We start from the raw sequence: 16,306 nt of genomic DNA, 5'->3' as shown, positions 1-16,306 counted from the left end.
CGGGCGGCTTGCGCATTCATCTAGCGTCAGGCGGCATGAAGCAAGGCTGAAAGTGGCTTTTACCGCTCAGCTGGCAGAAAGGGAAAGGGCCGCGCATGGCGCGGCCCCTCCCGGTCTGCAAGGCGCTGCGGGCTCAGACGCCCATGGCCTTCTGCGCCTGGCGGGTCTGTTCCTGCTGCGCGTCCTGCTGCTGGTGCAGCACGTTCGGCGCGCCCTGCACCGCGCCGCTGCTGAGCGCCATGCTCTGCTCGCTGGCGGTGCGGGTTTCCACCGCAACGCGGCTGGCCGCCGGGTCACCGACCGTGCCCTGCACGGCGAACAGGCGCTCACCGTTCGGGCTGGGCACCACCGCGTCGATGCGCTGCAGGCCGGCGGCATGCGCCTCCCTGGTCAGGGCCGCTGCGGCGCTTTCCAGCGCGTGACGGTCCTTGAAGGTGCCCGCCGGCATCCGTTCCAGGCCTTCGGTGGCCTGCAGGTACATCGGATTGCGCGGGTGCCGCTCGTCGTTCAGCAGCGGGCGCTCGCGGGCCTCCTTGATCGCATCCAGCGTCTTCGCACCGACGATGCCGTCGGCAACCAGCCCGTTGTCCTTCTGCAGCTGGCGTACCGCCGCTTCGGTATTGCGGCCGAAGCGGCCGTCCTCGGCCAGCGGCTTGCCGTCGGCCCCGGCATAGCCGAGGTGGCCCAGCTGCTCCTGCACCTTGCGCACGCCCTCGCTGTGCGCGCCCGGCTTGTACAGCTCGGCGTGCGGGGCGGCAGCGGCCTTGTGTTCGGCCGCAGGCTTGCCCTGGGTCTGCTCATGCGATTGGGTGCGGCTTTCCAGCAGGTCGCGCGCCTTGGACAACGGGTCCGACGCGAACAGCTTCCAGTGCGGGTGGTCCTTCACCTGCTTGAGGTAATCCTCCACCGGCATGGTGTGCACGCCCTTGCTGCCGGTGGACTGGCTGATCAGCAGCTTGTCGGTGTTCGGGTCGCGCACCACCATCACGATGTGGTCGATGCCATTCCAGTGCTCGTGGCGGGTCCTGGCCGTATCCAGGCCGATGACCATGCCTTCCTTCAGCGCACCGGGCTTGAGGATGGCGTCGCGCTCGAGCAGCACGCCGGACTGTTCGACGGCCTTGTGCACGATGCCGCCGGAACCGAGGTTGCCCAGGTCGATGCGGTCGGCCTTGCTGAAGACAGCGTGCCCGGCCTTCTGGTTGATCTCGTCCATGGTCCGGTTCTGCAGGGTGCCGACCCAGCCGGAGCAATCGATGTAGCCCTGGTCCACGTTCTTGCCGGTCTTGCCCGGCACGTACAGCGCGTGGCCCGGGATGTTGATGGCGTACTTCACATCGTCGTACTTCACGCCAGCGTCGTACGCGGCGTGCAGTTCGATGCCCGGCTTCGGCGCAGCAGGAGCCGTTGCGGTCGCCGCCAGCGTGGCCGCAGCGGCACCCACTGCGGCGGTCTGCGCAGGTGTGCCTGGAGCCTGGGCCTGGCCCGGTGCCACGGTCTGCGGCGTGATGTGCTTTTCCGGGATGCTGATCGCTGCGTACTTGTGGATGTAGTAGCTGGAGAAGGTCCGCGCCAGGTCGCCGTCGTTCATGCCACGCATTTCGGCCAGGGTGTGGCCGGTCAGCGCCTTGGCATCGGACCCGATCTGGTTGAGCACGTTGCGGCGCATGTTGATCTCTTCGCCATGGCCGTTGCGGACCACGCCGAAGGTGCCGGTGGCGATCGCGGTCTGCACCGAGCCATAGCCGGCGCTGCCCTGCTGGTGGGCCAGGTACAGGTCCAGGCCGGTCGGCGTGTCGCCGCCGGACAGGTACGGGTGGCCGGTGCGCTCATTGCGGCGCGCCATCGAGCCCAGGTTGTCCTGGTACATCTGCGCGGCGGCTTCGGTGTTGCGGGTCGGGTCGAATTCGTGGCCGGTCAGGTGGTATTGGCGGGCCGAGCCGGGCACGAACTGGAACAGGCCTTTGGCGCCGGTCGAGGTGTTGTGGGCGCGCTCGTTGAAGGTGCCGCCGGTCTCGATGTGCGCGAAGCGCATGAAGTCATCGACCGGGATGCCCTTCTGCCGGGCGACCTGCTCGACGATGTCCAGGACTTCCTTTTTGCTGTAGTCATGCTGTGCCATGACGTTTTCCTCGGGGTTGATGGAGCGGCCGATGCCGCGAATCGCCAACCGGACTCATCCGTGAGTCAAGAACATGTCGGTCAACAGGTAACCCGCCTGCGGCGGATGGAAATCAGGGCGCGATGTACTGCTGGGCCTTGCTGTCGAAGCGGTAGTGCACGGTGTCGCCGGCACCCAGCGCGCGGGTCTTGCCCGGGGCTTCGATGGTGGTGCCCTTGAAGGTCACGGTCAGCTGCGGCAGGCCGTTGCCATCGGCCACGAAGGCCAGTTCGCCATCGCTGTCGGTGCACGGCATCACGTTGCCGTCGTCGCAGGCCGCGCTGTTGTCTTCGCCGGTGCGCACCGAGCCGACGTAGCGCCAGACCTTGCTGTCCAGGTCGTCCTCGCTGCGCTTGGGGTTGAACAGCAGCAGGGCGTAGCCGCTGCTGCTGATGCCGCGGTCGAAGCTGCTGGTCGGCACCGCCAGCAGCAGGCGGCCGTCGGCGGTGTGGTGTTCGATCGGCTTGCGCCGGGTATCGACGTCGTCGGCCTTGTCGTAGGCGCCGAGCGCACCGATGGTCCATTCCTGGCCGCGGAACTTCCACGGCTTCTTCGCGTCGCCGCCGGCCAGTACGAAGGTGGCCTCGGCCAGATTGGCGCGGTCGTCGGGGCCGGCCGGCTGCTGTTCGCCCGGCTTGCCGTAATGCTCGCGGGTATCCCAGGAAAAGCCGGTGTAGTAGGTGGTGCCGTCCAGGGTGAAGCGGTGGCCGAACCAGAAGGTCGCCACGCTGCCGTTCTGGACCTCATAGGACGTCGCACCGTCGCCATCCACCTGGTAGATGAAATACATCACGGTCGGCGCGTCGGGCGGGGTGACGGCGGCATCGGGAGAGGGGTTCTGCATCGGGGCAACATCCTGTCGGGGCGCTTTGGCAGCCTGCGCAGGCGCAGGCCGGGAGGACGAGGGGGCCGGATCGGCGGCGCTGCAGGCGGCAGCGGAAAGAGAGACGAGCAGGCATGCCGCGAATGCGCGCAGGGGCCGCAACGGCAGGGTCCAACGTAGCTCGGGGGGGGACTGCATGCGCCTCTCCATGGTCAGCGTTGCCGGGCCAGACGGCCGGCAGGAAGCCGCACCCCATCCACCACGGACGGGAGCGAGGACATGAGCCGGTCGATTCCTTCGACCTCGCATTGAGAACCCATGCCTGTCCATCTTGGCACAGATCCGCAGGCCGTCAAAGAGGGGGGGCGGCAGCCGGGTCTGTGATGTGAAGTGCGTCTCAGATCTTGCCATCACGCAGGTAGTCGAACAATTCGGCGTCGCCCTTCAACCCCAGCTTGAGCATGGCGTCGCCCTTCTGCCGGCTGATGGTGCTGACGCTCTTGTGCAGCTGCAGCGAAATCTCCTTCACCGTCATGCCGGTGCCGAGCAGTCGCAGCACCTCCACTTCGCGTGGTGACAACGGCTTGCCGTCGCCCTCGCGCATGCGCCAGCTGCCGGCCGCGTCCACCCGCTCGCGCAGGCTGCGGCTGATGTAGGGCTGGCCGCGGTACACCGACTGGATGGCCTGCGGCAGCTCGTCCATTGACGAACTCTTGTCGACCAGACCGAGCACGCCACTGTCGAGCACCATGCGCAGGATCGCCAGGTTGCTGGAGACGCTGAGCATCAGCACCGGCAGGTCCGGATGCCGGCGGCGGATCATGCCGATCATGGCGAAGCCATCGGCCTGCGGGCTGCCCGGCATGGAGTAGTCGGTGACCAGCAGGTCACAGGGCTGGTTGGCGAGCAGGGTCATCAGCGCCTGCGCGCTGTCGGCCTCGCCGACCACGCGGCCTACGCCGCTCGACTCGATGACGGCGCGGGTACCGATGCGGACCACCGGGTGATCGTCTGCGATGATGATGCGCAAGCTCATGCTCTAGTATGGCCATCGGGCACGCCGGGCCGCGACCATCGCGGTCCCTGGCAGGATTCTAGGAGATCGACGCAGATGCGTAGGTGGGCTGTTCGCGGGCTGCTCCTGCTGCTGGCGGTGCTGGCCCTGCCCGTGGCCCAGGCACAGCCGGCCCCTGGGCTGCTGCCGCTCAGCCCGTTGCAGCGCGAATACCTGGTGGCGCATCCGACCATCGTTGTCGGGCAGTATGACAGCGGTTGGCCGCCCTTCGAGTCCCTCCGTGACGGCCAGCAGGTCGGTCTGGGACCGGACTACCTGTCGCATCTTGCACGCCAGCTCGGCATGAAGGTCGAGGCGCGCCGCTATCCGGACTGGACATCCGTGCTGGATGCGGCATGTCGTGGCGAGATCGACGTGGTGATGAATGTCGGCCTCAGTGCCGACCGCACCCGCTGCATGGTCTATACCGCGGCCTACAGCGAAGCGCCGCTGGCCCTGGTGGGCCGGCCGGACGACCTGCGTGCCTCCGACATGCCCGACCTGGAGGGTCTGCGGGTGGTGATCGAGCAGGATTTCCTGACCGGTCCGCAGGTGCGCGCCCGATTCCCGCGTGCCCGCCAGCTTGTCGTAAACGACACGTTGAGCGCATTGCAGATGGTCAGAGACGACAAGGCCGACGTCTACATCGGCAATGCCTTTGTCGCCACCGAGCTGATTGCCAGCCGGCGCCTGCAGGGCGTGGCGCTGTTGCGGCCCAGCGACCTGCCCCCTGAACGGCTGCACTTCGGCATTCCCAACAGCAAGCAACCCCTGGCTGAAGCCCTGGACCTGGCGCTGGCGGCCACCAGCCAGGCCCAGCGTGATGCCCTCGCACAACGATGGCTGCCACCGCCGCACTGGTCGGCATCGGCGCAGCTGGCGCTGAGCCAGGCCGAGAAGCGCGTGCTGGAGCAGCCGTTGAAGATCGGTTTCGCCCCGAATGCCGCGCCACTGTCGTTCACCGGCGAGGATGGCCGGCCCAGCGGGCTGGCCAGCGAATACCTGCAGCGCCTGATGCAGGCCGGTGCCAACCTGCAGGTCGAGGACAGCCACGACTGGTACGAGGTGCGCGAGAAGGCCCGCCGCGGTGAGCTGCAGGCGGTGATGGGCATTCCTGTCGATTCACGGTACCTGGGCCCGGACTGGGTGTTCAGCCAGCCCTTCATCAGCGTGCCGAACGTGATTGTGGTCAGGAGCGATGGCGAGTCGCTGCTGGGCCTGGCTGACCTGCAGGGCAAGCGCGTGCTGCTGTCCGACCCGGAGCGTGTGCGCGGCTACGTGCTGCAGCAGGCACCGCAGGCGCGGATCATCGCTGCACGCAGCGCCGAACAGTCGCTGCAGCGCCTGCTCGCTGGCGACGCCGATGCGTACATCGGCAACCTTGCCGTGGTCGATCACCTGCTGCGCAGCCGTTTCCCGGGGCGGCTGCAGGTGGCGGCACCGGCCGGCTTCAACGACCAGCTGGTGCTGGCTGTGGACCGCCGCCACGCGGCACTGGCTACCACCTTCGATCGCCTGCTGCTGCAGATGACCCCACGCAAGCGCGAGGCCCTGCGCAATGCCTGGCTGGGGGTGGAGTACCGCAACGGTGTCGACTGGAACAAGGTGCTGCGGTGGGGCGTGCCGGTGCTGCTGGTGCTGCTGACCGCGCTGCTGGTACATGGCGTCGGCCATTGGCGGCTGCGCCGCGAGGTGGCAGGACGTCGCCAGCTGGAGCAGCGTCTGGCCGAGGTGACCGACAACCTGCCTGCAGTGGTCTATCAGGCGCGTCGCGACGCCGATGGCGCGCTCAGCTTCCCGTTCATCGCCGGTGACCTGCCTGCGTTGTTCGGCATTACACGGCAGCAGGCCGAACAGGATGCGAGGGTGTTGCTGGAACGCATCGAGGAAGAGGACCGCGCGCACATCCTGCACTCCATCGAGCAGGCCGCGCGCCAGTTCGCCCCATTGATCCTGGAGTTCCGCCTGCGCAGCGATGGGGAGGGCGTGCGCTGGGTGCGCAGCCAGGCCCACCCCTATGCCGCCGAAGAGGGCGCGGTGATCTGGAGCGGTTACTGGGTGGACGTGAGCGAAGCGCGGATGCAGGCCGATGCCCTGGCGGCGGCGAAGGCGGACGCCGAGCAGGCCGCCGAGGCCAAATCGCGCTTCCTGGCCACGATGAGCCATGAGATCCGCACGCCGATGAGTGGCGTGCTGGGGATGCTGGAGGTGCTGGCGCACTCACCGCTGGACAGCGAACAGCAGCGCATCCTCGGCGTTATCGAGGATTCGGCCCAGATGCTGCGGCAGATCCTCGATGACATCCTCGATTACTCGCGGCTGGAAGCAGGGGCGTTGCGCCTGGAACCGGTGCCGCAACCGCTGCGGCCCCTGCTGGAGAGCGTGTGCCGCCTGCTGTCGGCCCAGGCCAGCGCGCGTGGCCTGGCGCTGCACGTGCAGATCGATCCCGAGCTGGCGCCGGCCCACGAAGTGGACGGCGTGCGGCTGCGCCAGATCGTGTTCAACCTGCTCAGCAATGCCATCAAGTTCACCAGCCAAGGCGAGGTGCGCCTGCAGCTGGAGGTGCTGGGGCCGACCAGCGAAGACGGCGTGCAACCGCTGTGCCTGAGCGTTACCGACACCGGCATCGGCATCGCACCGGAACAACTGCAGCACCTGTTCGCGCCCTTTACGCAGGCCGGTGCCTACATCCAGCGTGACCACGGCGGCACTGGCCTGGGCTTGAGCATCTGCCAGCGACTGGTGCAGATGATGCAGGGCGAATTGACCCTGCACAGCACGCTGGGCGAAGGAACCCGCGCCGAAGTGCGGGTATCGCTGGTGGAGGCCGGCAGCGAGGACGCGGCGGCACTGCTGGCCGAGCAGGACCAGTCCGCGCTGCTGCCCGCCGCGCTGCGCCAGGCGCGGGTGCTGGTGATCGAGGACCACCCGACCAACCAGGCGATGATGGCGTGGCGGCTGCAGCAGCTGGGCGTGCCCCATGTGCTGCTGGGCGATGGCCAGCAGGCGCTGGATCGCCTGTCGTGGGAGAGCTTCGACCTGGTGATCACCGACTGCCGCATGCCGGTACTCGATGGATTTGGCTTCACCCGCCTGCTGCGCGAACGCGAGGGCCGTACCGGCCAGCCGCGGCTGACGGTGCTGGCGCTGACCGCCAGCGTGCTGGACGACGATGCGCGCCGCTGCCGGGAGGCCGGCATGGACGAGGTACTGGCCAAGCCGCTGTCGCTGGCCACGCTGCGTGCGGCGCTGCTGCGCTGGCTGCCGCAGGCCCAGGGCCAGTCGTTCGAGGTGCCGGTGCCGGAGGTTGCCGCCGACGACGGTGAAGCATTGCCTGATCTGGCCACCCTGCAGCAGCGCTTCGGCTCGCGCGTGGTGGCCGAGCAGCTGCGCGACAGCCTGTTGCAGGCCAGCGAGGGTGACCTGGCCGCCGTGCAGCGCGCCGTGCAGGCTGGCGACCGCCAGGCTGCGGCGCTGCACCTGCATCGCCAGGCCGGCGGGCTCGGGGCGATCGGGGCCACGGCACTGGCCCAGCAGGCCAATGCCCTGGTCGAGCGCCTGCAGGATGCGGCAGAGGCCGATACGGCGCCGTTGTTCGCCACCGTAACGACTTTCGTGGCGCGGCTGCAGCAACAGCTGCAGCGCCTGGCTCACTGAGCCGACTGCTGCTGCAGGTAGGCGATCACCAGGGCGCGGCGTTCTGCGCTGGGGAAGGCGTTGTACATGCGGGTGCCCGGCACCAGGTGCGTGGGTGACTGCAGGAAGGTATCCAGCGTCTGTGCGGTCCAGGTGATGTCGGCGCGGCGCATGCCGTCGGAATACCCATAGTCGGGCAGGCTGCCGGCGCGGCGGCCGATCACGCCGTGCAGGTTGGGTCCGAAGCGGTGGATGCCACCGGGCTGCACGGTGTGGCAGCCGGCACACAGTTCGAACGCGCGCTGCATGGCCTGCTGCCGGGCCTGTTCGGGCGTGGCCGGCACCGCGGGCGGGCGCTGGCAGGCCGTGGCAAGCAGGGCCACGGCAACGGCGGTGAGCAGGCGGCAGGCACGCATGGGTGGGCAGGATAGCGGTGCGGTGGAGCGGTCGGGCTGCGACACACGGTCGCAGCCCGGGGCGATCACATGCCCGAGTAGTTCGGGCCGCCGCCGCCCTGCGGGGTCACCCAGACGATGTTCTGGGTCGGATCCTTGATGTCGCAGGTCTTGCAGTGCACGCAGTTCTGCGCGTTGATCTGCAGGCGCGCGTTGTCGGCTTCGCCAACGAACTCGTACACACCGGCCGGGCAATAGCGGGCTTCCGGGCCTGCGTACTCGGCCAGGTTCACCTTCACCGGAATGCTGGGGTCCTTCAGCGTCAGGTGGCTGGGCTGGTTCTCGTCGTGGTTGGTGCTGCTCAGGAACACCGAGCTGAGGCGGTCGAAGGTCAGCACCCCATCCGGCTTCGGGTAGGCGATGCGGGTGTGCTTGGCGGCCGGTTCCAGGCAGGCATGATCCGGCTGCGTGCGGTGCAGGGTCCACGGCGGGTTGCGCACGCCCAGCTTCGGCAGCAGCCACTGCTCGACGCCGGTCATCAGCGTGGCCACGGTCTGGCCCTTCTTGAACCACTGCTTGAAGTTCTTGGCCTGCTGCAGTTCGGTGAACAGCCAGCTGGCTTCGAACGCCTTCGGGTAGGCGCTCAGTTCATCGTGCTGGCGGTCGGCGGCCAGCGCGTCGAACGCGGCGTCGGCGCACAGCATGCCGGTCTTGATCGCGGCATGGCTGCCCTTGATGCGGCTGGCGTTGAGGTAGCCGGCCTCGCAGCCGACCAGTGCACCGCCCGGGAACACCGTCTTCGGCAGCGACAGCAGGCCACCGGCGGTGATCGCACGCGCGCCGTAACCGATGCGGGTACCGCCTTCCAGATGCTTGCGGATGGACGGATGGGTCTTGAAGCGCTGGAACTCTTCGAATGGGCTCAGCCACGGGTTCCTGTAGTCCAGGCCTACCACGTAGCCGATGGCGACCTTGCCGCCGTCGGCGTGGTACAGGAACGCGCCGCCGTAGGTGTCGCTGTCCAGCGGCCAGCCGGCGGCGTGAACCACCAGACCCGGCTCATGCCGGGACGGGTCGATCTGCCACAGCTCCTTGATGCCGATGCCGTAGGCCTGCGGGTCCTTGCCTTCGTCCAGCGTGTAACGCGCGATCAACTGGCGGCCGAGATGGCCGCGCGCGCCTTCGGCGAAGATCGTGTATTTCGCCTGCAGCGCCATGCCGCGCTCGAACGCCGGGCCGATGCTGCCATCCTTCTCGATACCCATGTCGCCGGTGGCCACGCCGATCACTTCACCGTTGTCGCCGTACAGCACCTCGGCTGCGGCGAAGCCGGGGAAGATCGCCACTTCCAGCGCCTCGGCCTGCTGCGCCAGCCAGCGGGTCACTTCGCCCAGGCTGATGATGTAGTTGCCTTCGTTGTGGAAGCACTCCGGCAGCAGCGCGTTGGGCGTGCTGCGCGCGCCGGTTTCGCTGAGGAACAGGAATTCGTCACGGGTGACCTTCTGCTTCAGCGGTGCGCCGCGCTCGGCCCAGTCCGGGAACAGCTCGGTCAGCGCGCGCGGATCCATCACCGCACCAGACAGCACGTGCGCGCCTGGTTCGGACCCCTTCTCCAGCACGCACACCGACAACTCGCGGCCGGCTTCGATCGCGCGCTGGCGCAGGCGGATCGCGGTGGCCAGGCCGGCGGGGCCGGCGCCGACGATCACCACGTCGAATTCCATTACTTCACGCGGGGGCAGGGCGTTGGCTTCAGCGCTCATCGATTGCATGACTCGTGGGTAGGGCCGGCATCGGGGCCACCGGCGGTGCCTGGGAATCGCGCGTGCAGCCACGAGCGAAACGGTTGTTTGAATGTGTCAGGGTACCGGGCCGCGCGTGATCGAGCTAGATCGCCGATGTTCACGTCACGATTGCTGCGGTGCAGCGTAAGGCTGCGGCCCGGGTGGGTGCCGACCCTGGTCGGCACGCTCTGCCCGGATGACCGACAATGGCCGGGTCCTGACTGCGCGTGAGTGCCATGGCTTTGCATCCGTACGATCTGTTCGATGTCCGTTCCCTGCTCAATGAGGAAGAGCGCGCGGTGCAGGAGAGCGTCGCCCGCTTCACCAACGAGCGCGTGCTGCCGATCATCGGCGATGCCTTCGACCAGGCCCGTTTCCCCTCTGAACTGGTGCCGGAGATCGCCTCGCTGGGCCTGCTGGGCGCCACCCTGCCGGCCGAATACGGCGGCGGTGATCTGGGTGCGGTCAGCTATGGCTTGATCTGCCAGGAGCTGGAGCGCGGCGATTCGGGCCTGCGCAGCTTCGTCTCGGTGCAGAGCTCGCTGTGCATGTACCCGATCTATGCCTACGGCAGCGAGGAACAGCGCCAGCAGTGGCTGCCGGCGATGGCGCGCGGCGAACTGATCGGCTGCTTCGGCCTGACCGAGGCGCACGGTGGGTCCGACCCGGCCAGCATGAAGACCCGCGCGGTGCGCGACGGCAGCGACTGGCGCATCAGCGGCAGCAAGATGTGGATCACCAGCGGCCCGGTGGCCGACCTGGCCATCGTCTGGGCGCAGACCGAGGACGGCATCCAGGGCTTCGTGCTGGAGAAGGGCATGGCCGGCTTCACCACGCAGGAGATCAAGCACAAGATGAGCCTGCGCGCGTCGCTGACCGGCGCGCTGTTCTTCGATGACGTGCGCGTGCCCGACAGCCATCGCCTGCCGAACGTGAAGGGCCTGAAGGGGCCGCTGGGCTGCCTGACCCAGGCCCGTTACGGCATCAGCTGGGGCCCGATCGGTGCCGCCGTTGCCTGCCTGGATGAAGCGCTGGGCTATGCCAAGGAGCGCGTGCTGTTCGGCCGCCCGCTGGCGGCCACCCAGAGCGCGCAGATCAAGCTGGCCGAAATGGCCCGCCGCATCACCACCGCGCAGCTGCTGGCCCTGCAGCTGGGCCGCCTGAAGGAAGCCGGGCAGCTGCAGCCGCAGCAGGTCAGCCTGGCCAAATGGAACAACTGCCGCATGGCGATCGACATCGCCCGCGAATGTCGCGATCTGCTGGGTGGGGCCGGCATCACCACCGAACACGTGGCGATCCGGCATGCACTGAACCTGGAATCGGTGATCACCTATGAAGGCACCGAGACCGTGCACCAGCTGGTGATCGGCCGCGAACTGACCGGCATCAACGCGTTCTGAAACCTGGTTCCGGTGGGTGCCAACCTTGGTTGGCACATCTTTCCAGAAGTTTCTGCAGCCGCCTTGACCTGTCTTTGGTAGGTGCCAACCTTGGTTGGCACACCCCTTCGGCACGAGACCGGGGAACAGTGCGGACCAAGGTCCGCACCCACCAGAAGCAGGTCACACCCACCAGCAGCGATCCACAGCCACCCCGGAGCGGTTTACGCGCCGCCGGCAAACCCATGCTGCCGCCACGCCTCGTACATCACCACGGCAACGGTGTTGGAAAGATTGAGGCTGCGGTTGCCCGGCCGCATCGGCAGGCGCAGGCGGCGGCCATCCGGCAGCGCATCGAGCACGTCCTGCGGCAGGCCACGGCTTTCCGGGCCGAACAGGAAGGCATCGCCATCTTCGAACGCCACGCTGTCGTAGCGGACGCTGGCACGCGTACTCAGGGCGAACAACCGCTTCGGTGCGATCCGCGCCAGCGCGGTGTCCAGGTCGGGGTGCACCTGCAGGCGCGAGTACTCGTGGTAGTCCAGGCCGGCGCGCTTGAGCTGCTTGTCTTGCAGTGCGAAGCCGAGCGGCTCGACCAGGTGCAGCTGCGCGCCGGTGTTGGCGCAGAGCCGGATCACATTGCCCGTGTTGGGCGGGATTTCCGGTTGGAACAGGATTACGTGGAACTGGGGCGCGGCATTCATCGGCGCAGTGTACCTGCGACGGCGGCCGCCTCTACGGCGCACGCCCTGCGCTGGGCAGGGCGGCACCGCTTACGGGCGCAGCAGGACCTGGGCGGTTTCGGTGGCCAGGGCCTGCAGGTCGGCAGCGCTCGGACGCACCTGCAGGGCCGGCAGGTTGACGATCACCTGGTTGGCGACGCTGGTGGCAGCGGCAGCCAGGGTGGCGGCGTAGCGCTGGGCTTCCAGTTCGGCGGCCAGGGCGACGCGCTGTTCCAGGCTCGGGCGCACTTCCACCGAGGCCAGGGTGGTGATCGGCATCGCGGCGGCGACCGGGGCGGCGACGTAGCCGTTGCGCTCGGCCAGCTGGTCGGCGCTCGGGCGCACTTCCACGGTGGCCAGGGTCGGGATGCCGCTGGCCTGTTCCCAGGCCTGCTGGGCCAGCTGGTCGGCCGCCGGGCGAACCTGCACGGTGGCCAGGGTCTTGATGGATTCGGAGGCCTGCACCGACGAAACAACCGCGGTGCCGGCGATCAGGGCGATGGCGATGGCAATGGTCTTGGCGTTCATGACGGGGCCTGTTTAGTGTTGGTGATCAGTGGTGTGGTAGTAAGGTAGTACACCAGTTCTGGGGATGCAAGAAGAATTTTCGATTTCCTGCATTTGTTCAGTCTTCAGTCAGCTTGCGTCTGAAGCCCTTCTTGGCGCAGGAAGTGCCAAGCAATCCCCGTGCCAACTTTTATTCATTGATTTACAAGGGTTTTTTATCAATCGAAAAGTGTCCGGTGGGCGGACACCTGTCCATTCGATGTGCCGCGGACACTGTCCGGACGCCTTCAGCCGGCACATGTGACGGTTCACGCCCCCCGGCTGGGGCCGGGCCGGATGGCCTTCAGGGCAAACACCCCCAGTGACTGGCGACCGATTCCTGCCGTTGCCTGCGCAGGCTAGGATCGGGGTTCACCTATGTGACCAAGGATCCGGATATGTCTCTCGCCCTTCGCCCGCGCGCCGCATTGCTGGCCGTCGCCCTCAGCACCGCCCTGGGCACGCTTGCGCCCACCTCCGCGCTTGCCGCCAGGCCGACGGCACCGGCCAAGGTCGATATCCCGTACGAGCAGTTCACCCTGCCCAACGGCCTGCGCGTGATCGTGCATACCGATCGCAAGGCGCCGATCGTCGCGGTCAACGTCTGGTACCACGTGGGCAGCAAGGATGAGCCGGCCGGCCGCACCGGCTTCGCGCACCTGTTCGAGCACCTGATGTTCCAGGGTAGCGAGAACCACGACGGCGAATTCTTCGAACCGTTCAAGCAGGTCGGTGCCACCAACCAGAACGGCACCACCAACACCGATCGCACCAACTACTTCGAGAACGTGCCGACCACCGCGCTGGACATGGCGCTGTGGATGGAGTCGGACCGCATGGGCCATCTGGTCGGTGCGATCGACCAGGCTGCGCTGGACGAGCAGCGCGGCGTGGTGCAGAACGAGAAGCGCCAGGGCGAGAACCAGCCCTACGGCCAGGCCTGGGACCAGATCAACAAGGCGCTGTATCCGGTTGGCCACCCGTACCACCACGGCGTGATCGGCTCGATGAACGATCTCAACGCGGCCTCGCTGGATGACGTGAAGACCTGGTTCCGTACCTGGTATGGCCCCAACAACGCGGTGCTGGTGCTGGCCGGCGACATCGATCTGGCCACCGCCAAGGAGAAGGTCGCCAGGTACTTCGGCAGCATCCCCGCTGGCCCGACCATGGCGCAGCCGGCGGTGAACGTGGCCAAGCGCAGTGCCGATACCCGCGAGACGATGACCGACAAGGTGCCGCAGGCGCGCATCTACCGCGCCTGGAACGTGCCACAGGTCGGCACCGCCGACATCGACCAGTTGCAGCTGTTCTCCGAAGTGCTGGGCGGCGCCAAGTCCTCACGCCTGAGCCAGCGCCTGCAGCACCAGGACAAGCTGGTGGACAGCATCGGCTCGGGCCTGTCGACGTCGCAGCTGGGCTCCAACTTCGTGATCGTGGCGACCGTCAAGCAGGGCCAGGACCCGGCCAAGGTCGAGAAGATCATCGACGAGGAACTGGACCGCCTGATCAAGCAGGGCCCGACCGCGGCCGAGCTGGAGCGCGCCAAGACCGGCGCCCGTGCCGGCTTCATCCGTGGCATCGAGCGCATCGGTGGCTTCGGCGGCAAGGCCGATGCGCTGGCCGAGTGCGCGGTGTTCACCGGCGACCCGGGTTGCTTCCGCACCTCGCTGGCCAACATCGAGAAGGCCAGTGCCGCCGATCTGAGCCGCCTGGGCGCAGAGTGGCTGGACAAGGGCAGCCACACCCTGGTGATCGCACCGGGTGAGCGCGTGGCGCTGAAGGAAGAACCGAGCCAGACGCCGAAGCCGTTCACCGTGCCGGCGGTGGACCCGAAGTACAGCACCCTGCCGGAACAGGTGGACCGCAAGGCCGGCGTGCCGCAGACCCGCGAGTTCCCGCAGCTGAAGTTCCCGGCACTGCAGCGCGCCACGCTGAAGAACGGCACCCAGGTGATCCTGGCCGAACGCCACGAGATTCCGGTGGTGCAGTTCAGCTACCAGTTCCCGGGCGGCTTCAGCGCCGACCAGGGTCGCAAGCCCGGCACCGCCAACTTCACCATGAGCCTGATGACCGAAGGCGCCGGCAAGCTCGGTTCGCTGGCCTTCGCCGACGCCGCCGACGCACTGGGCGCCAGCCTGGATGCCTCGGCCGGCCTGGACTCGATGAGCGTGGACCTGTCGGCGCTGAAGGAAAACCTGGCACCGTCGCTGGCGCTGTACCGCGACCTGCTGCGCGAACCGCGTTTCGAGCAGGGCGAGATCGACCGGGTCAAGGCGACCTGGATCGCCGGCATCCAGCAGGAGAAGGTGAACCCGGGTGCAGTGGCCATGCGCGTGCTGCCGCCTCTGCTGTACGGCAAGGGCCACCCGTACGCCATCCCGTTCACCGGCAGCGGCGACGAGGCGGCGATCAACGGCCTGACCCGCGAAGATCTGGTTGATTTCCACCACGACTGGCTGCGCCCGCAGAATGGCACCCTGATCGTGGTCGGTGACACCACCCTGGCCGAGATCGTGCCGCTGCTGGACAAGCAGCTGGGTGACTGGAAGGCGACCGGCGAGGCGCCGCAGGTGAAGGCGGCCACCGATGTCGCGCTGCCGAAGGGCCCGCGCGTGTTCCTGATCGACCAGCCGGGTGCGGTGCAGGCCAACCTGTTCGCCGGCCAGGTGGTGGCGCCGTCCAGCGCCGCCAGTTCGACCCGCTTCGACATTGCCAACGGCGTGATCGGCGGCGACTTCACCTCGCGCCTGAACATGAACCTGCGCGAGGACAAGCACTGGTCGTACGGCGCGCGCAGCAGCGCGACCAGTTCGGTGGGCCAGCGCCCGTGGATGGCCAGTGCGCCGGTGCAGATCGACAAGACCGGCCCGGCACTGGCGGAAATGCGCAAGGAGATCGCCGCATTCGCCGACGGCAGCAAGCCGGCCACCGCTGCCGAAGTCAACCGCATCCGCAACATCCAGACCCTCAGCCTGCCCGGTGCCTACGAGACCGCCAGTGCCGTGGCCGCGACCATCGGTTCGATCGTGCAGTTCAAGCGCCCGGACGACTATGTGCTGCGTCGCAAGGCCGAGATCGAAGCGATGACCCCGGCGCAGGTGCAGCAGGCCGCTGCCGAGATCAAGCCGCAGGCCCTGACCTGGGTGGTGGTGGGCGATCTCAAGCAGACCGAAGCGGCCGTGCGCGCGCTGAACCTGGGCGAGGTGACGGTGATCGACGCCGAGGGCAACCCGGTCAAGAAATAAGGCACGACCCGGCCCGCCTGTGGCGGGCCGGCTCCCCCGGTAGTGCCGGCCGCTGGCCGGCAACCCCTTAAGGGGTCGGAGCCCCCTGCGGGGGATCCGACCCCTCCGCCGACCTGGGGTCGGATCCCCCGCAGGAGGCTCTGACCCCGGCCCCGGCTACCCCCGATTCAGGCTGTTCAGGCAGAATCGCCCCATACCCTTCCAGGATCTGCCCATGCGCGTTCTGCTGCTTTCCTCTCTGCTGCTCACCGTCACTGCCTGTACCTGGGTGCCGATCGAACCGGCCGGCAAGGCGACCCGCGTGTTGCCGGCAGGTCCGGTTCCGGCCGGCTGCATCGCCAAGGGCGAGGTGGTGGTCACCGTGAAGAGCAAGGTCGGCTTCTACAACCGCAACCCGCTGCGCGTGCAGGAAGAGCTGGAAACCCTGGCCCGCAACGAGGCCCCGAGTGCCGGCGCCAACGCCGTACAGGCCGCCGCCGCGCCCGCCGATGGCAGCCAGCGGTTCGCCGCGTTCCAGTGCCCGCCGCGCTGAACGCTTCACCATACGGCCAAGCCTGA

At 67.9% G+C, this 16,306-nt stretch carries 11 protein-coding genes; 4 read left to right on the top strand and 7 right to left on the bottom strand.

Going from position 1 to position 16,306, the window contains the following annotated elements:
* Positions 1–133: 133 nt before the first annotated feature.
* From AC5P8F_RS15180 to AC5P8F_RS15170, 3 genes are all read right to left on the bottom strand, one after another.
* The gene (locus AC5P8F_RS15180) at positions 134–2,122 is read right to left on the bottom strand and encodes a peptidoglycan-binding protein (RefSeq protein WP_032959398.1); all 1,989 of its coding nucleotides are present in this window, start codon (positions 2,120–2,122) and stop codon (positions 134–136) included.
* A gap of 112 nt (positions 2,123–2,234) precedes the next feature.
* Entirely contained in the window at positions 2,235–3,005 is a 771-nt protein-coding gene (locus tag AC5P8F_RS15175) for a hypothetical protein (RefSeq protein WP_032959390.1), read from the bottom strand.
* A gap of 376 nt (positions 3,006–3,381) precedes the next feature.
* The gene (locus AC5P8F_RS15170; RefSeq protein ID WP_014035550.1) at positions 3,382–4,020 is read right to left on the bottom strand and encodes a response regulator; all 639 of its coding nucleotides are present in this window, start codon (positions 4,018–4,020) and stop codon (positions 3,382–3,384) included.
* A 75-nt stretch (positions 4,021–4,095) separates the two neighbouring features.
* Here AC5P8F_RS15170 and AC5P8F_RS15165 point away from each other — a divergent pair, with 75 nt between their 5' ends.
* A complete protein-coding gene (locus tag AC5P8F_RS15165; protein ID WP_495228484.1) occupies positions 4,096–7,695 on the top strand; it encodes an ATP-binding protein in 3,600 nt (1,199 codons plus the stop codon).
* Here the strand turns inward: AC5P8F_RS15165 and AC5P8F_RS15160 are convergent.
* Both AC5P8F_RS15160 and AC5P8F_RS15155 read right to left on the bottom strand, forming a co-directional pair.
* Positions 7,689–8,090: a c-type cytochrome gene (locus AC5P8F_RS15160; RefSeq protein WP_014645538.1), complete on the bottom strand. Its 402-nt coding sequence runs from the start codon at positions 8,088–8,090 to the stop codon at positions 7,689–7,691. The genes AC5P8F_RS15165 and AC5P8F_RS15160 overlap by 7 nt on opposite strands.
* Before the next feature lie 65 nt (positions 8,091–8,155).
* The gene (locus AC5P8F_RS15155) at positions 8,156–9,832 is read right to left on the bottom strand and encodes an electron transfer flavoprotein-ubiquinone oxidoreductase (protein WP_041862952.1); all 1,677 of its coding nucleotides are present in this window, start codon (positions 9,830–9,832) and stop codon (positions 8,156–8,158) included.
* Between the two features lie 257 nt (positions 9,833–10,089).
* Here AC5P8F_RS15155 and AC5P8F_RS15150 point away from each other — a divergent pair, with 257 nt between their 5' ends.
* On the top strand, positions 10,090–11,253 hold the full coding sequence (locus tag AC5P8F_RS15150; protein ID WP_046427898.1) for an acyl-CoA dehydrogenase family protein: 1,164 nt from the start codon (positions 10,090–10,092) through the stop codon (positions 11,251–11,253).
* Positions 11,254–11,456: 203 nt separating this feature from the next.
* On the opposite strand, the gene AC5P8F_RS15145 is transcribed toward AC5P8F_RS15150, so the two are convergent.
* Both AC5P8F_RS15145 and AC5P8F_RS15140 read right to left on the bottom strand, forming a co-directional pair.
* Positions 11,457–11,936 (bottom strand): tRNA (cytidine(34)-2'-O)-methyltransferase, encoded by a 480-nt coding sequence (locus AC5P8F_RS15145; RefSeq protein WP_495228481.1) that lies wholly within the window; start codon positions 11,934–11,936, stop codon positions 11,457–11,459.
* A 69-nt stretch (positions 11,937–12,005) separates the two neighbouring features.
* Positions 12,006–12,482, bottom strand: coding sequence for an XAC0231 family protein (locus AC5P8F_RS15140; RefSeq protein WP_014645542.1), 477 nt, complete (start codon positions 12,480–12,482; stop codon positions 12,006–12,008).
* A 416-nt stretch (positions 12,483–12,898) separates the two neighbouring features.
* On the opposite strand from AC5P8F_RS15140, the gene AC5P8F_RS15135 reads away from it, so the two are divergent.
* Entirely contained in the window at positions 12,899–15,748 is a 2,850-nt protein-coding gene (locus tag AC5P8F_RS15135) for a M16 family metallopeptidase (protein ID WP_049441774.1), read from the top strand.
* A gap of 214 nt (positions 15,749–15,962) precedes the next feature.
* On the top strand, positions 15,963–16,280 hold the full coding sequence (locus AC5P8F_RS15130) for a DUF4156 domain-containing protein (protein WP_005407628.1): 318 nt from the start codon (positions 15,963–15,965) through the stop codon (positions 16,278–16,280).
* Positions 16,281–16,306: the final 26 nt, after the last annotated feature.

This window comes from Stenotrophomonas sp. YJH_SMC_69 (assembly GCF_059370495.1).
The sequence above is the reverse complement of the archived record's forward strand: the minus strand, read 5'-3'. Positions and strand labels throughout refer to the sequence as shown.

Excerpts from the sequence above, each read along its gene's own strand:
- AC5P8F_RS15180 (WP_032959398.1), bottom strand. The coding sequence starts at position 2,122 with ATGGCACAGCATGACTACAGCAAAAAGGAAGTCCTGGACATCGTCGAG.
- AC5P8F_RS15175 (WP_032959390.1), bottom strand. The coding sequence starts at position 3,005 with ATGCAGAACCCCTCTCCCGATGCCGCCGTCACCCCGCCCGACGCGCCG.
- AC5P8F_RS15170 (WP_014035550.1), bottom strand. The coding sequence starts at position 4,020 with ATGAGCTTGCGCATCATCATCGCAGACGATCACCCGGTGGTCCGCATC.
- AC5P8F_RS15165 (WP_495228484.1), top strand. The coding sequence starts at position 4,096 with ATGCGTAGGTGGGCTGTTCGCGGGCTGCTCCTGCTGCTGGCGGTGCTG.
- AC5P8F_RS15160 (WP_014645538.1), bottom strand. The coding sequence starts at position 8,090 with ATGCGTGCCTGCCGCCTGCTCACCGCCGTTGCCGTGGCCCTGCTTGCC.
- AC5P8F_RS15155 (WP_041862952.1), bottom strand. The coding sequence starts at position 9,832 with ATGAGCGCTGAAGCCAACGCCCTGCCCCCGCGTGAAGTAATGGAATTC.
- AC5P8F_RS15150 (WP_046427898.1), top strand. The coding sequence starts at position 10,090 with ATGGCTTTGCATCCGTACGATCTGTTCGATGTCCGTTCCCTGCTCAAT.
- AC5P8F_RS15145 (WP_495228481.1), bottom strand. The coding sequence starts at position 11,936 with ATGAATGCCGCGCCCCAGTTCCACGTAATCCTGTTCCAACCGGAAATC.
- AC5P8F_RS15140 (WP_014645542.1), bottom strand. The coding sequence starts at position 12,482 with ATGAACGCCAAGACCATTGCCATCGCCATCGCCCTGATCGCCGGCACC.
- AC5P8F_RS15135 (WP_049441774.1), top strand. The coding sequence starts at position 12,899 with ATGTCTCTCGCCCTTCGCCCGCGCGCCGCATTGCTGGCCGTCGCCCTC.
- AC5P8F_RS15130 (WP_005407628.1), top strand. The coding sequence starts at position 15,963 with ATGCGCGTTCTGCTGCTTTCCTCTCTGCTGCTCACCGTCACTGCCTGT.